Origin of the sequence: Streptomyces sp. NPDC008139, from assembly GCF_042957025.1 — a bacterium.
In the GTDB taxonomy this organism is placed as follows: domain Bacteria; phylum Actinomycetota; class Actinomycetes; order Streptomycetales; family Streptomycetaceae; genus Actinacidiphila.
Window position 1 is genome coordinate 99,543 of sequence record NZ_JBIBHM010000004.1, and the last position, 16,599, is coordinate 116,141.

The window sequence follows — 16,599 nt, forward strand, 5'->3', positions numbered from 1 at the left end:
CTAGGGCTTGTCGTGTGGATCTCGGTGGGGAAGGAGCGGTGTCCGGTGGGTGCGGATGCAAGGCGGAGGAGGGAGGCGACGCGGAGCGTCGTCGACCCACGCCAACGCGGCGGATGTGCGTGCCGGGCGCCGGGACGCCGCGGAGATCCACGCAACAGGCCCTAGATGTCGTAGGTGACCGTCACCGGGGCGTGGTCGCTCCAGCGCTGGTCGTAGCTCGCGGCGCGCTCGACGACGGCGGTGGTGGCCGCGGCGGCGAGGGCTTCGGTGGCGACCTGGAGGTCGATGCGCCAGCCGGTGTTGTTGTCGAACGCCTGGCCGCGCATGGACCACCAGGAGTAGGGGCCCTCGACGTCGGGGTGGAGGCGGCGGACGACGTCGGTCCAGCCCCCGGGGCCGAAGAGTTCGGTGAGCCAGGCGCGTTCCTCGGGGAGGAAGCCGGCGGATTTGCGGTTGCCCCGCCAGTTCTTCAGATCCGCTTCCTGGTGCGCGATGTTCCAGTCGCCGCAGACGAGGGCATGGGTGCCGGTTTCGGCGGCGTGGTCGCGGAGCGCGTCGAGGTGGACGGCGAAGTCCTTCATGAAGCGCTCCTTCTCCGCCTGGCGCTCGGTGCCGACCTCGCCGGAGGGGAGGTAGAGGCTGCCGACGGTCAGACCGGGTCCGGTGCCGGGCAGGTCGACCTCCAGGTAGCGCCCGGCGGCGGCGAATTCGGTGGCGCCGAAGCCGACGCGGACGGCGCTGGGCTCCTCGCGGGTGTACAGCGAGACACCGGCCCGGCCCTTGGCGGAGGAGGGCGCGTGGAAGGCGTGCCAGCCCGCCGGGTCGCGCAGCTCGACGGTGAGCTGGTCGGGCTCCGCGCGGACCTCCTGGAGGCAGACCACGTCGGCGCCGGTCTCCTCCAGCCAGGTCAGGAAGCCTTTCTTGGCGGCGGCGCGGAGTCCGTTGACGTTCACGGTGGTGACGGTGGTCGACATGCGCTGGACGATACCGGGGCCGGTCGGCGGGACCGCTTCGGTATCCCCCGTCCGCACGTACGTACGACCGCGCACGTACGATATCGGGCGTGGAGATCAGAACGACGCGTTACGACCACCCCGACGCGGTGAAGCTCAACGACCTGGTGCAGCAGGAGTACGTGGAGCGGTACGGCGACGGGGACTCGACCTTTATGGACGCGGCCCATTTCGACCCGCCGCGCGGGCTGTACCTGCTGGCCTACGACGAGGACGGGCACGCCGTGGCCAGTGGCGGCTGGCGCGCCCAGGACGACTCGCCCGACGGGCACGCGGACGGCGACGCGGAGATCAAGCGGATGTTCGTGGTGGCACGGGCGCGCGGGCGCGGTCTCGCCCGCGCGATCCTGGCCGAGCTGGAGCGGACGGCCGCGGCGGCGGGCCGGACCCGGATGGTGCTGGAGACCGGTCAGCGGCAGCCGGAGGCCATCGCGCTGTACCGCTCGTGCGGCTACCTGCCGGTGCCGAAATTCGGCTACTACCGGCACGACGAGCTGAGTGTGTGCCTCGGCAAGCCGCTGGTCGCGCCGCCGGGACCATAAGCCGCTGATCTAAGCCGCTGATCGCACCGCACCCGCGCGTACCCCACGGATCGCGGCGCCCCGCACGAGGTCGCGGCGTCAGCGCCCGCCCCTGTTGCGGCCGCCGCGCCGCAGGTACATCCCGGCCAGCGCGCCGACGATGAAGCAGCCGAGCAGCGCCATCCACAGCGGCATCGTGACCTCGGGGATCAGCAGCCGGATCTTGACGTCGCGGGTGTTCTCGAAGATGAAGATCAGGGCGAGGACCGCGAGCACGGCCACGGTCACCCGGCCCGGGGTCATCAGCGAACCGAACCTGCTGTCGCTCGGCGGCTTCTCGGTGGTCACCACGCTCACCTGCTCCCGGTTCGGCGCTGTCCCCCTGCGTTCATGATCGGTGCGGAGGCGCCGGGGCGGGCTGCGAACTACTCCGAACGGGTGAGTGCGTCCGATGTGCGCGCCTGTGCGCTCACCTGCGTGCTCGCGTACGGGCTCCCGTGCGTACTCGCCTGCGTACTCGCCTGCGTGCTCGCCGCCAGCAGGCGCAGCGCCGCCTCGTCCGGGGTGCCGGGCGCCGCGCTGAACAGCAGCAGGCGGTGTCCCGAGCCGTCGGCGGTCCGCAGCATCTCGAAGGCGAGGTCGAAGCGGCCCACCACGGGGTGGTGGAAGGTCTTGGTGCCGGTGGTGCAGTTGCTGACCGGGTGACGGGACCACAGGGCGGCGAATTCCGGACTCTTCATGGACAGCTCGCCGACGAGTTCGGCGAATCCGCGGTCGTCGGCCGCCTCGCCCGCGGCCAGCCGCAGGGAGGCGACGGCGCGCCTGGCCTCCTCGTCCCAGTGCGGGTGCAGTTCCCTGGTGTGCGGGTCGAGGAAGAGCATCCGCTGGGCGTTGGGGCGGTCGGCCGGGCGGTCGGGCGCGTCGGGGTCGAGGTGGCCCGCGGTGAGGGCGTGGCCGAGCGCGTTCCAGGCCAGGATGTCGTAGCGGCGGCCCATCACGACGGCGGGCACCGCGTCCATGGCGGCGAGGAGCTGCCGCGTCGCGGGCCGTACGGTCTCGGCCCGCTGCGGGGCGCGGCGTCCCGCGCGGCCGGGGCGCGCGAGGTGGCGCAGGTGGGCGCGCTCGTCGTCGGTGAGCCGCAGCGCGGTGGCGAGCGCGTCGAGCACGGCCTGCGAGGCGTTGGCGCTCTGGCCCTGTTCGAGCCGTGTGTAGTACGCGACGCTGACGCCCGCGAGCTGGGCCAGTTCCTCGCGGCGCAGGCCCGGTACGCGGCGCCGGGCACCGTACGGGACGACGCCGACGTCTTCGGGGCGCAGCCGCGCCCGCCGGGTGCGGAGGAATTCGCCCAGTGCGGAGGGGGTGCGCGCGGTGCCGTCCATACGTCCAGTCTGCCCCGGCGCCCGGCGCGGAGCCTGACCCTGCCGGTGGTAGGCACCGCCCACGTACGTACGGCCCGCGTAGGTGCCGCCCGCGTACGAAGAACGGGGGTCTGGGTACGGACCGCGCCGCCGACGAGCCTTCCGTGGTGACCGCACCACCGCTATGGAGGGCCGCAGGATGACGCCATCGACACCGACACCAGCACCCACACCCACACCCACGCCGACATCCACACCTGCACTCACACCCACACCCACACCCACATCCGCACCCGCGCCGACGGCGGGCGCGGGCCGCGCGGCCCGGACGGGGAGAGCGCGGACGGACGGGACCGGGACACCGGACACCGCCCCGAGGTCCGGCCCGCCGCCGATGAGCGCGCGGCAGCGCTGGACGCTGATGCTGCTGCTGGGCGCGCAGTTCATGATCGCGGTGGACTTCTCGATCCTTAACGTGGCGCTGCCGGTGGTCGGCCGCGGTCTCGGCTTCTCGCTGGCGAATCTCCAGTGGATCGCGACGGCGTTCGCGCTGGCCGCCGCCGGTTTCACGCTGCTGTTCGGCCGGGTCGCGGACCTGTTCGGGCGGCGCCGGGTGTTCCTGGCCGGGATGGCGGTGCTCGGGGTGTCGTCGCTGGCCGGCGGGCTGGCGACGGATCCGGCGATGCTGCTGGCGGCGCGGGTCGCCCAGGGGCTCGCGACAGCGGCCGTGACCCCGGCCGGGATGGCGCTGCTGACCACGTCGTTCCCGCAGGGGCCGCTGCGCGACCGGGCGCTCGGTCTGAACGGGGCGCTGATGTCGGCCGGTTTCACGGCGGGCGCGGTGCTCGGCGGGGTGCTGACCGACCTGCTGAGCTGGCGCTGGGCGTTCTTCGTCAATGTGCCGGTGGTCGCCGTGGTGCTGCTCGCGGCGCCCGCGCTGATCGCCGAGAGCCGCCCCGTCGCGCGGCCACGGCTCGACGTGCCCGGCGCGGTGACCGTCACCGGCGGGCTGCTCGCCGTCGTCTACGGCTTCACGTCGGCGGGCGAGCGCGGCTGGCTCTCCCCGGTGACGCTGACCGTCCTGCCGGTGGGCGCGGCGCTGCTGGCCGCCTTCGTCGCGGTGGAGCGGCGGACCCCGGCGCCGCTGGTACCGGTACGGATCCTGCGCCGCCGGTCGGTGGTGTGGGGGAACGCGGCCGGGCTGATCGCCTTCGTGACGGAGACGTCGCTGGTCTTCCTGATGACGCTCTACCTCCAGAAGGTGCTGGGGTTCTCGGCGCTCGCGACCGGTCTCGCCTTCGGTGTGCTGGGGGCGGGCACCGTCGTGGGCGGGGTGCTGGGGGCGCGGGTGATCGGCCGGATCGGGACGCGGGCGACGCTGATCGCGGGCGGCGGGGTCCAGGCGGTCGCCACCGCGTCGCTGGTGCCGCTCGGGGAGGGCCGCGGGTGGCTGGGGCTCCTGCTGGCGGCGACCTTCGTCGGCGGTGTCGGCAACATGCTGGCGATCGTCGGCTTCATGGTCACCGCGACGTCCGGGTTGCCGGACGAGGAGCAGGGTCTGGCCACCGGCCTCGCCACGATGACGCAACAGGTCGGCATCACGCTGGGCATCCCGGTGATGAGCGCGGTCGTCACCGCCCGCGCGGGCGCGGCCTCGTCGGCGGCGCCGCACGTACTCCTCGGCGGGATCTCGCTCGCCGTACTGGTCAACGCGGCCCTGGTGACGGCGGGAGCGGTGGCCTCTGCGGTGTTCCTGCGGTCGCCGAAGGGGCGTGAACCCGTCCGCGCGCGGGGGTGACGGGGAGGGGGCGCGCGGGGACAGGGACGGGTGGCGGGGCACGGGGGCAGGGACGGGTGGCGCGGCACGGGGACACGGGCAGGGACCGGTGGCGCGGCACGGCCGCGTGCCCGTGCCCCGTACGTCCGTCGTGGACTCGCCCGCCGCGCCCCCTGCTGGCAGCATCGGACGCATGGACCACAGCCACCGCTCGGACCGCAGGGACGTCCTCACCGACCTCAGGGAACCGCCGGTGCTCGGGGCGGGCGACTACACGTTGCGCCCGTGGTCGATGGCCGACCTGCACACGGTGCGCGAGGCGTCGACGGACCCGCTGATTCCGCTGATCACGACCGTGCCGCCGGTCTACAGCGACGCCGAGGGGATCGCCTTCGTCGAGCGGCAGTGGGGACGGCCGGCGGCGGGCCGCTACCCGATGGTGATCGCGCGGGCGTCCGACGGGTGCGCGGTCGGCAACGTGGGGCTCGACATCCTCAGCGCGGACCGCGCCACGGTCGGCTACTGGGTGCTCGCCTCGGCGCGCCGCGCGGGCGCCGCCGGTTCGGCACTGAAGGCGATCACCGAGTGGGGCCTGCACGAACTGGGCATCGCCCGGCTCGACTTGTACGCCGAGCCGTGGAACACCGGTTCGCTGCGCACCGCGGAGAGCGCCGGTTACCAGCGCGAGGGGCTGCTGCGCGACTGGGCGCGCGTCGGCGGGGAGTTGAAGGACGTGGTCATGTACGCAGCTCTTCGTACACCGCGATGACGCTGCGCGCCTGCTGCTCGACCTGGTCGGCGATCGGCACCCAGCGCGGGCGGTAGGCGCTCTCGTACGCCGCGCACCACTCGTCCACCAGGCGCGTGACGCGGGGAACGTCGGCGACCCGGCGGAGCATCGCGGCGGCGCGCAGCGGGACGCGCTGCGCGTAGACCTCGATGCTGGTGACGCGCGCGGTGGTCATCGGCGGCAGCGGGAGCGCGCCGGGCGGGCGTACGGCGGGGTCCCAGTCGGCGGACAGCCGCGGGCCGATGCCGACGAGTTCCTTGACGGTGCGCAGCATCGGGGAGTCCGCGCCGACCAGGCGCGGGTCGAGGTTGTCCAGGACCCGGGCGACCCGGGGCAGGTCGCGGCGCAGTGCCGCGCCCGCGACGCGCAGCGCGTGGTCGGGCGCTGGGTGCGGGGAGATGTCGGCGGTACGGTCGCAGGCCCACATGGGCACTTCGACGACGGCGGTGACACCGTCGTAGCGGCGGGCGTGGGCCCAGGTGGAGTTGGCGCCGTCGCCGACGGTCGCGGGGTCGCCGTCCGGCGGCATCACGTAGACGCCGGGTCCGGGGCTCGGCCACTGGAAGGCGTCGGAGGACCCGCTCTCCAGCGGGATGTCCAGCTCGGCGGCCGACTTGCCGATCCGCGCGGGCACGCCGGGGATGTCGCTGGTGAGCTGCACGAAGCTGCCGCCGACATCGATGCCGTGCAGCGAGCACTGCAACACCGGGCGCAGCGCGTCCAGTACGCCGAGCAGCGCGCGGGTCTCGGGGAGCGACGCGTCCGGGGCTCCCGGCGGCGGCAGCCATTCGGGCTGTTCCGCCGCGCACGGCCGGAAGAAGTGCTCGTAGTGGCCGCGCAAGGTGTAAGGCCCGCACAGCCAGGGCTCGTTGAGCACCGCGCCGTCCGGGTCGATGCAGAGCAGGAAGTGCCAGGCGGTGCCGTCGCCGTGGCCGCCCTCGCGCTCGGCGGCGAGCTGGTACGCGAGCCGGAGCACCGTGGCACCGCCGACCGCCGCCTCGTTGGCGTGCGGTCCCGCCACCACGAGCGCGTTCCGCTCGCTCCCGCCCTCCGCCTGATCCACTGTCAGCATGAGCAGGGGCCGCCCGGCCCGCGACCGGCCGACAGCCCGCAGACGGCACAGTCTCGGATATCGCAATGTCAACAGCCGTGCGCCCTGGATGACTTCGGCCGTCGTCGGATAGTGCTCTCTCGCCACCGCATTCCCCCAGAAGCCGAAGCGCGTACTGGCTGCGACTGCGTGACGACGTCGGGTACAGCCCCCATGACCCCGTCCACCGCGGCCGTCGGGCGGCTTCGGTGACGGCGGCACAGAACGTGCGCGTATCGCGGGTGCCGAAGGGGCCAATGCTGAACGGCCGGGCAAGCACTAAGTACGACACGGCGACGGCAGGGTGTCAACGGTGCTACCGCAGGTGTTCCGGCGCACAACGGCGCCCGCGACGACGATCAGTGCGGCGGCTCCGTACGCGGTTGCCTGGAGCACATTTCCATGGGCACCGGCGCCCATCGCGTTCCCGGTGTAGAGGGCGAGTCCGGCCAGCGGCAGGGCCAGCCACTCCCAGCGGCCGTCGAGCGCGACGAGGGCGACGACCGACAGCGCGTACCAGTAGTAGGAGGGTGAGGTCAGCAGCAGCGCGGTGCCGGTCACGAGCAGGGCGCCGCTCCACGGCCGGTTCCGGTCGCCACGCCGCAGTACGTACACCACCACCGCGAGGACGGCCGCGATCGCGGCCGGGCCCGCCGCACCGTCCGGAAGCACCAGCCGCAGCAGGGCGAAGCGGCGTACGCTGCCCGGCTCGTATCCCTCCTCCTGGAGGTAGCCGGGCAGGTAGCCGAGCACCCCGCCGCCGGACGCGACGACGTACGGCAGATAGGCGAGAACGATTACGGCGACGGCGGGGAACAGGACGCGGAGCGCCTCGCGCGGGGTGCGGCGGGCGAGCGCGCCGGGCACGGCGAGGCCGGGCAGCAGCTTCACGGCGACGGCGGCGCCCAGCAGCGCGCCGCGGCGCACGGGCCGCGCGGTCGCGCCGAGCGCGAGGACGGTCAGGAGCACGCCGAGGGTGTCGATGTGCGCGTCGTTGACGGCCGCCACGGGCACGATCGGGCACCACGCCCACAGGGCGGCGCGGCGCGGGTCGGCGCCGCGCCGCCGCAGCGCCAGGAGCAGCGCGCCCGTGGTCGCCGCGGCCAGCAGCGCGCCGCCGGCCTGCATCGGCTTGTACCGGGTGCCCGGCGGCGACAGCGCGTGCACGGCGAGGAACCAGCCCTCGGCGACGGGCGGGTAAATGGTGTGCACGGACGGCCGGTTGATCCGCGTGCAGTCACCGGCGGTGGTAGGGATCTGCGTCCAGTCCGCGCAGCGGCCGTCCACCTGGCGGGGGAAGAGCCATGGCTCCCGCAGCCGTTCGAGCTCCGGCGCGTTCGGCGGGTACGCGTACGGCGAGACACCCGAAGCCTGCACCGCGCCGTCCCACGCGTAGCGGTACATGTCGTTGCTGGTGCGGGGCGCCGTGGCCAGGCCGGTCAGGGCGAGCGCGACGCCTCCGGCGGCGACGAGGACGGTCGCGGCGCGGCGCGGCACCTTGCGGAGCGCGAGGAGGGCTGCCGCGAAGAGGGCCCACGCGGCGGCGTACCAGTACGGCAGGCGGTCCGGACGGCCTTCGGTGCCGCCGACGGCGAGGGTCGCCGCAACGACGGCGACGAGGGCGGTGAGGAGCAGGGCGACGAGGGCGGTCGCCGGTCGGTCGCGGCTCGGGGGTGCGGTGTCGGCGCCGCTTGGGCGGGTGGTGCCGGCGGCGGCCCGGCGGGGGGCGGCGAGGAGCGAGGTACGGATTCCCACAGGTCACACGCTCGCATCCGGTCGTGGCGAGCGGGAGTCGCACCGCTGCGACGTACGCGTTCCGTAAGGAGTCGCGCGCTCCTGCGGGGGCCTCGGCGGGGGTGAGATGGCCTCATGACCGATACACCTCCTCCGCCTCCCGAACGGCCCGCCCCGCAGGCCCCGAAGCCTCTCGCTCGGCCCGCGGAGGTGCTGTTTCCGGCGTGGGCGCGGGTGGGGCCGCTGCGGGAGGGCGCGTTCAGGGGGCGGCTGCACGACGCGCGTACGGCGGTGTCGCTGGGGCGGGTGCTGGGAGCGGCGCTGGTCGTCTGTTTCGTGACCGGGCTGGTCAGCCATTATTTGCAGCAGCCGCCGAATTGGGCGGTGAACCACCTCCCCAGCCGCCCGAGTTGGGGCTACCGGCTGACCCAGGGCACGCATGTGGCGACCGGCATCGCCGCGATCCCGCTGGTGCTGGCGAAGCTGTGGACGGTCTATCCGCGGCTGTTCGCCTGGCCGCCGCTGCGTTCCGTGCTGCACGGCCTCGAGCGGCTGTCGATCCTGGTCCTGGTCGCGGCGACGCTGCTGCAACTGGTCACCGGCCTGCTCAACACCGTGCAGTGGTACCCCTGGCCGTGGAATTTCCGCCCGGCCCACTGGGCGCTGGCGTGGGTCGTGGTGGGCGCGCTGGCGCTGCACATCGCGGTGAAGGCGCCGGAGATCACGGCCCACTGGTGGCGCCGCTCACCGGGCACGCTGCGGCTGCCCGCCGCCGACGGCCCGGAGCGGCGGGCCTTCCTGGCCACGGTGGGCGCGGCGGTCGGCGCCGTGACGGTCACGACCGTCGGGCAGAGCCTCACACCGCTCAAGGACCTCGACCTGCTGGCCCCGCGCCACCCCGACCACGGCCCGCAGCACCTGCCGGTGAACCGTACGGCCGCCGCCGCGGGCATCACGGCGGCGCGCCTGGCCGACTGGCGTCTGACCGTACGCGGCCCGCGCCCGTACGAACTGACGCTGCCTCAACTCCGCGCGCTGCCACAGCGTTCCGTCGTGCTGCCGATCGCCTGCGTCGAGGGCTGGAGCAAGAACGCGCACTGGTCGGGCATCCGGATCCGCGACCTCCTCGACCGCGCGGGCGCCCCGCACCACGCACGGGTCCGCGTCGTCTCGCTCCAACAGCACGGCGCCTACGCCGTGATGGAGATGGGCGACCTCTACGCCCGTGACCCGCTGACCCTGTTGGCACTGTCCCTGAACGGCGACGTCCTCTCCCCCGACCACGGCTTCCCCGCCCGGATCATCGCCCCCAACCGGCCGGGCGTCCTCCAGACCAAATGGGTCACCCGTCTTGAGGTGCTGACATGAGACGCCCCACCGCCGTACGCCCGAAGACCCTCCTGCGGTACGGCGTCGGCGCCGTCGGCCTCGCCGCTATGGCCTTCGGCGCGACGCTGCTCCTGACGGACCCTCACATCTATGGCTGGCCCGCGGTTGTGGAGTGGCTCGTGGGCGCCGTCGTGCTCCACGACGGTGTCCTGGTCCCCGCCGTCCTCGCGCTCGGCGCCCTGGCCGCCACCCGCCCCGGCCTCCGTCCGCGGTGGCCCTTCGTCCTCGCGGGCAGCCTCGTCCTGATCGCCCTGCCCGTGCTCCTGCGCCCCCGCCCGACCGCCAACCCGTCCGTCCTCCCCCTGGACTATCCGCGCGGCCTCGCGATCGCGGTGGGTACGGTCCTGGCCCTCGCCCTGTGCGGGGCGGTCGGCCGCCGGGGATGGGCGCGGCGGCGCGAGCTGGGGCGGAGAGTACGCGGTGCGGGTCTACGGCTGAGAGCGGCCGGGACGGCGGGGGCCGCCGCGGCGGGACGCACGGCGCGCGGGCGCCGCCGGTGACCTTGTGCTCCGGCCCTGGGACCGCGCCTTCGAGCGGCCCGGCCACGGGGAGTCCAGGATGGGGGCATGACGGTATTCCCCGATGTCCCCGGCGCCTGGCACGGACGGTCCGGCTTCCGGCTCATGCCCACCGACCCCTTCCACGAGGCCCCCGCCGGCGCCCGGGTCGTCCTCGGCGCCGCCGGTCACCTGGCCTGCGTCACCTACACCTGGCAGCACCCGGACGACGGACCGCAGGACGGCATGCTCACCGTCGGCGCGACCGAAGAGAACACCCGGCTCACCGCGCTGTGGGCGGACTCCTGGCACCAGCAGCCCGCCCCGCTGGTGATGCACGGCACGCCCGGCCCGCACGGCATCGACGTCGAGGGCGAGTACGCCGAGGGGTGGATCTGGCGCATCGCGGTCGACGCGGGTGAGCCCGGCACGCTGCGGATCCGTATGGACAACGACATCCCGTCCGGCCGCTACCGGGTCATGGAGGCCGCACTGACGCCGGGTTGACGCTCCCGGCCCCGCGCGGGGACACGGCTGCCGGTGCCGCCGGACGCGGATGCGCGGCTACCGCACGCTGACCAGAGCGGCGAAGCGGCGGCCCGACGTCGACCACTCCTCCGCCACCGACCAGCCGGTGGCGCGCGCGGCGGCGCGCAACGCGAGGGGGCCGAGGCGGGCCCACGGGAAGTCGCGGCCCTGCCGTCCGTGGGCGTCCTCGACGCGTACGGTCACCCGCTCGTCCACCTCGTGCGGCGCGGCCTCGGCGAGCAACCGGCCGCCGGGGGCGAGGAGTTCACGGACGCGCGCGAGGAGTGTGTGCGGGTCGCCGCCGATGCCGATGTTGCCGTCGGCGAGCAGCGCGGTGCCCCAACGACCCTCCGCGGGAAGGCGGTCGAAGACCGAGCGGCACAGGACCGCGCCGCCCGCGCCCTTGGTGCGGGCCACGGCGGCGGGGCTCACGTCGAGCCCGAGGACCGGCACCCCGTACCCGGCGACGGCGGCCACCAGCCGTCCCGGACCGCAGCCGATGTCCAGCACCGGTCCACGGCAACGGCGCAGCATCGTACGGTCGGCGGCGTCCGGCGGCGCGCACCAGCGCTCGACCTCGAGCGGCAGCAGCCACCCGTCCTCCCGCCGCAGGAACAGGGGCCCGCGCCCGCTGACCAGGGCGCGCGCGTACGGATCGCCGCCCCAGGTGGTCGCGGTGGCGGGCCGCGCGACGGGTACGGAGGTGGTCACCGGGCGGCACCGGCGGCCGGGGCCGGAGCGGCGGGCGACGTGGCGGCGGCGGGACGGCTCATGGTGGCGAGGCGGCGCCAGGCCGCGGCGAAGTGCGTGGCCGGTGCCAGGGCGGCGACGTCGGCGGCGTCGGACGGGGTGTCCACGTCCCGCAGCCAGGGGAGGTCGTGGACGCGGAGTCCGGCGGAGGTGAGGCGGGCACGCTGGACGGTGCCGGTGTGCGGGGTGGACATGGGGACGCCGAGGAGGAGGTCGGGGCGGGCGGGCTCGGCGAGGCCGAGTGCCCAGAAGCCGCCGTCGGCGGCGGGTCCGAAGAGGGCGTCGTGGGTGTCCCACGCGTCCGGCCGCAGCACCGACTCCAGCAGGGCGGCGGTGAGTTGAGGGGTGTCCATGCCGACCAGCAGCGCGGGTCCCTTGCACAGGGCGAAGGCCCCGGCCAGTCGTTCGTCCAGGCCGCCGCCGGTCTGCGGTGCGACCTCGTAGCCGTCCGGCAGCCACTGTCCCGGAGCGCCGTCCAGGACCAACACCCGTCGGCTAACGGGGAGTTCGAGACCCACGGCCAGCGTGTCCCGGAGCGCCGCCTCGGCCAGGACGGCGGCCTCGGCGGCCGTGCAGTACGGCGTCAGACGGGTCTTGACGCGCCCGGCCACCGGCGCCTTGGCGATCACCAGCAGCGTCGTCGCAGCCTTCATCGAGCACCCGCCGTAACCGCCGGGTCGTTACCTGCGGTGGCGTGACCGGCCGACTCGCTGCCGACCGTCGCGTGACCGGCCTTCTCGCCACCGGCTCTCTCGTCACCGGCCTTCTCGCCACCGGCTCTCTCGTCGCCGATCTTCTCGCCACCGGCCTTCTCGCCACCGGCTCTCTCGTCACCGGCCTTCTCGCCACCGGCTCTCTCGTCGCCGGCCTTCTCGCCACCGGCTCTCTCGTCGCCGATCTTCTCGCGACCGGCTCTCTCGTTCAGCACCGCCGTCATGTCGCGGACCGCGTACCAGGTGCCGCGCCAGGTGCCGGTGACCTTGGAGCGGCCGGTGCGCGGCGCGTACGGGACGGGGGTCTCGCGGATCCGCCAGTCCGCATCGGCGGCGCGGACCACCATCTGGAGCGGGTAGCCGGAGCGGCGGTCGGTGAGGGCGAGCGCGAGCAGGTCCTCGCGGCGGGCGGCCCGCATCGGGCCGAGGTCGTGCAGGCGCAGACCGGTGCGGCGGCGCAGCAGCCGGGCGAGTTGGAGGTTGGCCAGCCGGGCGTGCGGCGGCCAGGCGCGGAAGGTGGTGGGGCGGCGGCGGCCGAGCACCAGGTCGGCGGCGCCGTCCAGCACCGGCCCCGCCACGGTCGGCAGCAGCGCCGGGTCGAGGGAGCCGTCGCAGTCGCAGAAGCAGACGATGTCGGCGGTCGCGGCGAGCAGTCCGGCGTGGCAGGCGGCGCCGAAGCCGCGTACGGGCGCGTGCACGACGTACGCGCCGTGTTCCGCGGCGATCCGGGCGGAGCCGTCCGTGGAGCCGTTGTCCACGACGATCGCGCGCCAGCCGGGCGGGACGCGGTCCAGCACCCAGGGCAGGACGGCGGCCTCGTCGAGGCACGGCAGGACGACGTCCGCGACAGCGGGGGGACGGGGGCCGGGGCGGGAGCCGGAACGGACATCGGGGCGGACGTCCGGGCGGAGGTCGGTCGGGACGCCGGACCGGACGTCACCGGTGATACCGGGGACGCCGGCCACGGTGGGCGATGGCTTGGTCACACGGATCACCCTACGGAGACGCAAGGGACATAACGGACCCGCGATCCTTACGAAACACGGACGGCACCGCTCCCCGCCCTCCGGCCCGGCGTCACTGTCCGTGGCGGGTGTCAGACTCGACAGCATGACCAGCGCCACTGTGCCCGCCGCCCCGGCCCCGCGCCGCCGGGTCCTCGTCGTGGACGACGACCCGACCGTCGCCGAGGTCGTCGCGGGCTACCTCGACCGGGCGGGCTTCGCCGTCGAGCGCGTCGCCGACGGCCCCTCCGCCGTCGCCCGCGCCGCCGCTCTCCGGCCCGATCTGGTCGTCCTCGACCTCATGCTGCCCGGCATGGACGGCCTCGAGGTCTGCCGCCGTATCCGCGAGAACGGACCCGTGCCGGTCGTCATGCTCACCGCCCGTGGCGACGAGGACGACCGCATCCTCGGGCTCGAAGTCGGCGCGGACGACTACGTGACCAAGCCGTTCAGCCCTCGCGAGCTGGTGCTCCGCGTCGAGTCCGTCCTGCGCCGCGCGGGGAGCCCGCCCGACCCCGCCTCCGCCCCCGGCGCGTGGCTGCGTTCCGGCTCCCTCGCCCTCGACCCGGCCGCCCGCCGCGCCACCCGCCACGGCGCCGAACTCCCCCTCACCATCCGCGAATTCGACCTCCTCGCCTTCTTCCTCCACCACCCGGGCCGCGTCCTCGGCCGCGAGGAACTCATGCGCCGCGTCTGGGGCTGGGAATTCGGCGACCTCTCCACCGTGACCGTCCACGTCCGCCGCCTCCGCGAGAAGATCGAGGCCGACCCCGCCCGGCCCCGTCTGATCACCACCGTGTGGGGCGTCGGCTACCGCTTCGACCCGTCCGACCCCGCGGACGACCCGGTGAGCGACGGGGACATGGGCGCGGCCCCGGCTTCGGGCGGGGGGCACGATGCGTGACGTGGTGCTCATCGCCGCCTACGCGGCGGCCGGGGCGGGGGCGGCCGGGGTGCTCGGAGCGGTCGCGCTGCGGCTGCTGCGGCACCGGTCGGTGGCGTTGTCGCTCGCCGTGGTCGCCGTCGTGACGGTGGCGGCGATGCTCGCGGGGACGCTGTCGGTGGCGTGGGCGATGTTCCTGTCGCAGCACGACCTGGGTGTGGTCACGACGGTGTGCGGGATGGCGGCCGTGGTGTCGCTGGGCGTCACGCTGCTGTTGGGGCGGCGGGTCGTGGCGGGCAGCCGCGCGCTGGCCGCCGCCACGCGGGCCTTCGGCGACGGCGACGCCTTTGCCGCTCCCGCGCACGCTCCCACGGCCGAACTCGCCGAACTCGGCCGCGAGTTGGCTGTCACCAGCGCCAAGCTCGCCGACTCGCGCCAGCGCGAGCGCGCCCTTGAGGCGTCGCGCCGCGAGCTGGTCGCGTGGATCTCGCACGACCTGCGGACGCCGCTCGCCGGGCTGCGGGCGATGACGGAGGCGCTGGAGGACGGCATAGCGGAGGACCCGGCCCGCTACCACAAGCAGATACGCGCCGAGGTCGACCGGCTCAGCGGCATGGTCGGCGACCTCTTCGAACTCTCCCGCATCCAGGCGGGTGTTCTCGCCCTCTCCCCCACCCGCATGTCGATGTACGACCTCGTCGGCGACGCCATAGCGGGCGCCAATCCGCTGGCGCGCGAGCACGGTGTACGGCTGGTCGGCGACGGGGTCGAGCCGGTGCCGGTGGAGGTCGACGGCCGTGAGATGACGCGGGTCCTGGCCAACCTCCTGGCCAACGCCATCCACCGCACCCCCGCGGACGGCACCGTCGCCGTTTCCGCTCGGCGCGACGCCGCTTCCGGCTCCGTCGTGCTCTCCGTCACCGACGGCTGCGGCGGCATCCCCGCCGACGACCTTCCCCGCGTCTTCGACACCGGGTGGCGCGGGACCGGGGCTCGGACGCCTCCGGCGGGGGCGGGGCTCGGGCTCGCCATCGTCCGTGGCATCGTCGAGGCCCACCATGGGCGTGCCGCCGTGCACAACGTCCCCGGCGGCTGCCGCTTCGACGTCGTCCTCCCCGCCGCCCCCCTCTAACGCCCCCAACGACCTCACTCTGCCGGGGACCTGCGCCCCGTAGCGGCGGTGGGAACTGCGCGCTCAGCCACGACGCTCCCGCAGGTCACCACCCGCCCCGGCGGGGCAGATCGGTTGTCCCCTGACCACCGGCCGGTGGAGGCGGGCCGCGCAGTTCCCCGCGCCCCTGAAAGACCAGGCCCGGCGCGAAGCCAGCGCACCACGTCCTCGACCGTGAGGTCCTGGCCCTGCGCAGGGGGAACGTGCTGGGGGCCGCGCGCCCGGGGGCGCACCCACCTGCGGGACGGGGGGTCCTGGCCGGCTAGGTCGAAGGGCGTTGGGGGGCGTGGGCGAAATCGGTGACGCCCTGGGTGAAGGGGATGCGGGGGGACCAGGCGAGTTCGTGGTGGGCGCGGGCCGCGGAGGCCGTGACGTGGCGGACGTCGCCGAGCCGGTACGCCCCGGTGACGCGGGGCGCGGGCCCCCCGGTGACGGCGGACAGCACGGTGGCCATCTCGCCGACGGTCCGCGGCGTGCCGGTGGCGATGTTGTAGGGGCGCAGGCCGCCGGGCGGCAGCTCGCCGAGCCGGGTGAGGGCGGCGACATTGGCGGCGGCCACATCGGCGACGTGGATGAAGTCCCGGCGCTGGCGGCCGTCTTCGAAGACGGCGGGGGCCTCGCCGCGGGCGAGGGCGGAGCGGAAGAGGGCGGCGACACCGGCGTAGGGGGTGTCGCGGGGCATGCCGGGCCCGTAGACGTTGTGGTAACGCAGGGAGACGGCCCGGCCGTCGGCGGCGCGGGCCCAGGCGGCGGCGAGGTGTTCCTGGGCGAGCTTGGTGGCGGCGTAGACATTGCGGGGGTCGGCGGGCGCGTCCTCGTCGACGAGACCGGGCGCGAGCGGTTCGCCGCAGCGGGGGCACGGCGGCTCGAAGCGGCCCGCGTCGAGGTCGGCGACCCGCCGCGGCCCCGGCCGTACGACGCCGTGCCGCGCGCACTCGTAACGCCCTTCGCCGTAGACGACCATCGACCCGGCGAGGACGAGCGACCGTACGCCCGCGTCGGCCATGGCGGCGAGCAGCACGGCGGTGCCGAGGTCGTTGCAGCTCACGTAGTCGGGGGCGTCGGCGAAGTCCTTGCCGAGACCGACCATGGCGGCCTGGTGGCAGACCGCGTCGGCCCCGCGCAGGGCCTCCTCGACGGCGGCCCGGTCGCGGACGTCGCCGTGTCGCCATTCGACGCCGTCGGGCACGGGCGGCGGCGGGGCCCGGTGGGCGGCGGGCAGCAGCGCGTCGAGGACCCGTACCCGGTGTCCGGCGGTGCGCAGCGCGGTGACGACGTGCGAGCCGATGAAGCCCGCGCCTCCCGTGACAAGTACCAGCATGGGCCCGACCGTACGGTCCCGGCCGGGCCGATGGGCCGGGCCCGGCCGGGGCGTCAGCGC

16 protein-coding genes and 1 pseudogene are annotated in these 16,599 nt (G+C 74.8%); 8 read left to right on the forward strand and 9 right to left on the reverse strand.

Features of this window, described 5'->3' with window-relative positions:
* Positions 1–161 precede the first annotated feature (161 nt).
* Positions 162–974, reverse strand: a complete 813-nt coding sequence (locus ACFZBB_RS09400; protein WP_391119523.1) for an exodeoxyribonuclease III — start codon at positions 972–974, stop codon at positions 162–164.
* Positions 975–1,063: 89 nt separating this feature from the next.
* Here ACFZBB_RS09400 and ACFZBB_RS09405 point away from each other — a divergent pair, with 89 nt between their 5' ends.
* The gene (locus tag ACFZBB_RS09405) at positions 1,064–1,555 is read left to right on the forward strand and encodes a GNAT family N-acetyltransferase (RefSeq protein ID WP_391119525.1); all 492 of its coding nucleotides are present in this window, start codon (positions 1,064–1,066) and stop codon (positions 1,553–1,555) included.
* Positions 1,556–1,633: 78 nt separating this feature from the next.
* On the opposite strand, the gene ACFZBB_RS09410 is transcribed toward ACFZBB_RS09405, so the two are convergent.
* Together ACFZBB_RS09410 and ACFZBB_RS09415 are read right to left on the reverse strand one after the other, a co-directional pair.
* Entirely contained in the window at positions 1,634–1,891 is a 258-nt protein-coding gene (locus tag ACFZBB_RS09410; RefSeq protein ID WP_391119527.1) for a lipopolysaccharide assembly protein LapA domain-containing protein, read from the reverse strand.
* Between the two features lie 68 nt (positions 1,892–1,959).
* Positions 1,960–2,913 carry a helix-turn-helix domain-containing protein gene (locus tag ACFZBB_RS09415; protein WP_391119529.1) on the reverse strand — a complete coding sequence of 318 codons (954 nt, stop codon included), beginning with the start codon at positions 2,911–2,913 and terminating at the stop codon, positions 1,960–1,962.
* 373 nt (positions 2,914–3,286) lie between these two features.
* Between ACFZBB_RS09415 and ACFZBB_RS09420 the strand changes: the two genes are divergently transcribed.
* Together ACFZBB_RS09420 and ACFZBB_RS09425 are read left to right on the forward strand one after the other, a co-directional pair.
* The gene (locus ACFZBB_RS09420; RefSeq protein ID WP_391119531.1) at positions 3,287–4,690 is read left to right on the forward strand and encodes an MFS transporter; all 1,404 of its coding nucleotides are present in this window, start codon (positions 3,287–3,289) and stop codon (positions 4,688–4,690) included.
* Between the two features lie 172 nt (positions 4,691–4,862).
* Positions 4,863–5,438: a GNAT family N-acetyltransferase gene (locus tag ACFZBB_RS09425; RefSeq protein WP_391119533.1), complete on the forward strand. Its 576-nt coding sequence runs from the start codon at positions 4,863–4,865 to the stop codon at positions 5,436–5,438.
* Here the strand turns inward: ACFZBB_RS09425 and ACFZBB_RS09430 are convergent.
* The gene (locus tag ACFZBB_RS09430) at positions 5,407–6,657 is read right to left on the reverse strand and encodes a M14 family zinc carboxypeptidase (protein ID WP_355339205.1); all 1,251 of its coding nucleotides are present in this window, start codon (positions 6,655–6,657) and stop codon (positions 5,407–5,409) included. The two genes, ACFZBB_RS09425 and ACFZBB_RS09430, sit on opposite strands and share 32 nt — an antisense overlap.
* Positions 6,658–6,828: 171 nt before the next feature.
* Positions 6,829–8,304, reverse strand: coding sequence for a glycosyltransferase 87 family protein (locus ACFZBB_RS09435; protein WP_391119536.1), 1,476 nt, complete (start codon positions 8,302–8,304; stop codon positions 6,829–6,831).
* A gap of 189 nt (positions 8,305–8,493) precedes the next feature.
* Here ACFZBB_RS09435 and ACFZBB_RS09440 point away from each other — a divergent pair, with 189 nt between their 5' ends.
* The 3 genes from ACFZBB_RS09440 (at position 8,494) to ACFZBB_RS09450 (ending at position 10,676) form a co-directional block, all read left to right on the forward strand.
* Entirely contained in the window at positions 8,494–9,651 is a 1,158-nt protein-coding gene (locus ACFZBB_RS09440) for a molybdopterin-dependent oxidoreductase (protein WP_391119538.1), read from the forward strand.
* Positions 9,648–10,172 (forward strand): hypothetical protein, encoded by a 525-nt coding sequence (locus ACFZBB_RS09445; protein WP_391119540.1) that lies wholly within the window; start codon positions 9,648–9,650, stop codon positions 10,170–10,172. The genes ACFZBB_RS09440 and ACFZBB_RS09445 overlap by 4 nt, the downstream gene beginning before the upstream one ends.
* Positions 10,173–10,238: 66 nt before the next feature.
* Entirely contained in the window at positions 10,239–10,676 is a 438-nt protein-coding gene (locus tag ACFZBB_RS09450; RefSeq protein ID WP_391119542.1) for a hypothetical protein, read from the forward strand.
* A 57-nt stretch (positions 10,677–10,733) separates the two neighbouring features.
* Here ACFZBB_RS09450 and ACFZBB_RS09455 read toward each other — a convergent pair whose 3' ends face one another.
* The 3 genes and pseudogenes from ACFZBB_RS09455 to ACFZBB_RS09465 form a co-directional block, all read right to left on the reverse strand.
* Positions 10,734–11,408 (reverse strand): methyltransferase, encoded by a 675-nt coding sequence (locus tag ACFZBB_RS09455; RefSeq protein ID WP_391119544.1) that lies wholly within the window; start codon positions 11,406–11,408, stop codon positions 10,734–10,736.
* Positions 11,405–12,100, reverse strand: a complete 696-nt coding sequence (locus ACFZBB_RS09460) for a DUF2064 domain-containing protein (RefSeq protein ID WP_391119546.1) — start codon at positions 12,098–12,100, stop codon at positions 11,405–11,407. Before ACFZBB_RS09460 ends, ACFZBB_RS09455 begins: the two co-directional genes overlap by 4 nt.
* Before the next feature lie 251 nt (positions 12,101–12,351).
* Positions 12,352–12,993 (reverse strand): annotated as a pseudogene (locus ACFZBB_RS09465) (glycosyltransferase family 2 protein); the annotation flags it as partial.
* 277 nt (positions 12,994–13,270) lie between these two features.
* On the opposite strand from ACFZBB_RS09465, the gene ACFZBB_RS09470 reads away from it, so the two are divergent.
* Positions 13,271–14,068: a response regulator gene (locus ACFZBB_RS09470; RefSeq protein WP_391119548.1), complete on the forward strand. Its 798-nt coding sequence runs from the start codon at positions 13,271–13,273 to the stop codon at positions 14,066–14,068.
* Positions 14,061–15,179, forward strand: coding sequence for a HAMP domain-containing sensor histidine kinase (locus ACFZBB_RS09475; RefSeq protein ID WP_355339181.1), 1,119 nt, complete (start codon positions 14,061–14,063; stop codon positions 15,177–15,179). Before ACFZBB_RS09470 ends, ACFZBB_RS09475 begins: the two co-directional genes overlap by 8 nt.
* Before the next feature lie 301 nt (positions 15,180–15,480).
* Here ACFZBB_RS09475 and ACFZBB_RS09480 read toward each other — a convergent pair whose 3' ends face one another.
* Entirely contained in the window at positions 15,481–16,539 is a 1,059-nt protein-coding gene (locus tag ACFZBB_RS09480) for an NAD-dependent epimerase/dehydratase family protein (RefSeq protein WP_391119550.1), read from the reverse strand.
* Positions 16,540–16,599: the final 60 nt, after the last annotated feature.